We start from the raw sequence: 1,425 nt of genomic DNA, 5'->3' as shown, positions 1-1,425 counted from the left end.
GATCGGGCGCGCACGGTCCCGCGGGGCACGAACCCGGGCGGCGTCGCGGCGACGGAGGGATCGCGCGGGCGCGACGACCGCGCGGCCGGCACCATCGACGACCCGATCGCCCCCGGCGATGGCCTCGGGACGAACGACGTCCAGATCGGCGAGCGGTCCGAGCTGTCGGCGCAGCGCGGCGGCCCGGTTGATGTCAGCCGCGACCGGCCGAAGCGGCGCTGAGGACGACGGCGCCCCTCACGGGGCGCTGAGAACGACGGCGCCCCTCACGGGGCGACGCTGTAGCCTTCCGCCGTGACGGCCGCCGCGACCGCCGCAGCGGGCAGGGTGGTGCGCGCGCGCACCACGCCGCGGTCCAGCAGCACCTCGACCTGCGCCACCGGGTCCTTCGCCCGGATCGCCTCGGTCACCGCCCTCACGCAATGGCCGCAGGTCAGGCCCGCGACCTTCAGCTCCACGGTCATCAGTCCTGCCTTTCCAGCTCGGCGATGATGGGGCAGTCGGGCCGGTCGTCGCCGGCGCAGCACTGCGCCAGATGCCGCAGGCTGGCCGCCATCGCGGCGAGCGCAGCGGATTTCGCCTCCAGCGCCTCCACATGCGCCAGCGCCATGCGCTTCACGTCGCCCGCCGTGCGCGACCGGTCGCGCCACAGCTCGAGAAGGCGGCGCACATCCTCGAGCGGGAAGGCGAGTTCCCGCGCGTGGCGGATGAAGCGCAGCACCGCCACGTCCTGCCCGGTGTAGGTTCGGTAGCCGTTCGCGCGACGCTCCGCCTCGATCAGCCCGATCGACTCGTAGTGGCGGATCATCTTGGCGGAGACGCCCGACCGCGCAGACGCCTCGCCGATCGTCATCTCGCCCTGCGGCCCCAGCCGCATCCGGCTCACCCCAGCGGGGACGGTGTGGCTCGCGGTGTCCATCGCGCCAGCAGCAGCGCGTTCCCCACCACCGACACCGACGACATCGCCATCGCAGCACCCGCCAGCTCGGGCGACAGCAGCCCCAGCGCGGCCAGCGGCAGGCCGATCAGGTTGTAGACGAACGCCCATGCCAGGTTTCCCTTCACCTTCGAGTATGTTTTCCGCGTGATCTCGAGCGCTGCCGGCACCAGACCCGGATCGCCGCGCATCAGCGTGACCCCGGACGCGGCGATCGCGACGTCCGTTCCCGTGCCCATCGCGACGCCGAGATCGGCCGCGGCCAGCGCCGCCGCGTCGTTCACGCCGTCGCCCACCATGGCGACGCGCGCGCCCTCGGACTTCCACGCGGCGACCTGGGCCGCCTTGCCCTCGGGCAGCACCTCCGCCGCGACGCGGTCGATGCCGAGCCGCGCCGCCGCCGCCTCCGCCGCGGGCCGCACGTCGCCCGACAGCATCGCGACCCCGACGCCCGTCAGGTCGGGAGAGGGCAGGGCCGAACCCCGGAC

4 protein-coding genes are annotated in these 1,425 nt (G+C 74.2%); 1 reads left to right on the top strand and 3 read right to left on the bottom strand.

The annotated features are described in order from the left end of the window. The coding region (locus tag L2I40_RS23175) for a hypothetical protein (protein WP_237217716.1) at positions 1-222 on the top strand (222 nt) is incomplete at its 5' end. A 44-nt stretch (positions 223-266) separates the two neighbouring features. Here the strand turns inward: L2I40_RS23175 and L2I40_RS23170 are convergent. From L2I40_RS23170 to L2I40_RS23160, 3 genes are all read right to left on the bottom strand, one after another. Continuing rightward, positions 267-464, bottom strand: coding sequence for a heavy-metal-associated domain-containing protein (locus tag L2I40_RS23170; protein WP_237217715.1), 198 nt, complete (start codon positions 462-464; stop codon positions 267-269). Further along, positions 464-877, bottom strand: coding sequence for a MerR family transcriptional regulator (locus tag L2I40_RS23165; protein ID WP_237217714.1), 414 nt, complete (start codon positions 875-877; stop codon positions 464-466). Before L2I40_RS23165 ends, L2I40_RS23170 begins: the two co-directional genes overlap by 1 nt. 5 nt (positions 878-882) lie before the next feature. Beyond that, positions 883-1,425, bottom strand: a 543-nt coding sequence (locus tag L2I40_RS23160; RefSeq protein WP_237217713.1) for an HAD-IC family P-type ATPase, incomplete at its 5' end; no start/stop codon positions are given.

This window comes from Falsiroseomonas oryziterrae (assembly GCF_021864505.1).
Classification (GTDB): domain Bacteria; phylum Pseudomonadota; class Alphaproteobacteria; order Acetobacterales; family Acetobacteraceae; genus Falsiroseomonas; species Falsiroseomonas oryziterrae.
The sequence above is the reverse complement of the archived record's forward strand: the minus strand, read 5'-3'. Positions and strand labels throughout refer to the sequence as shown.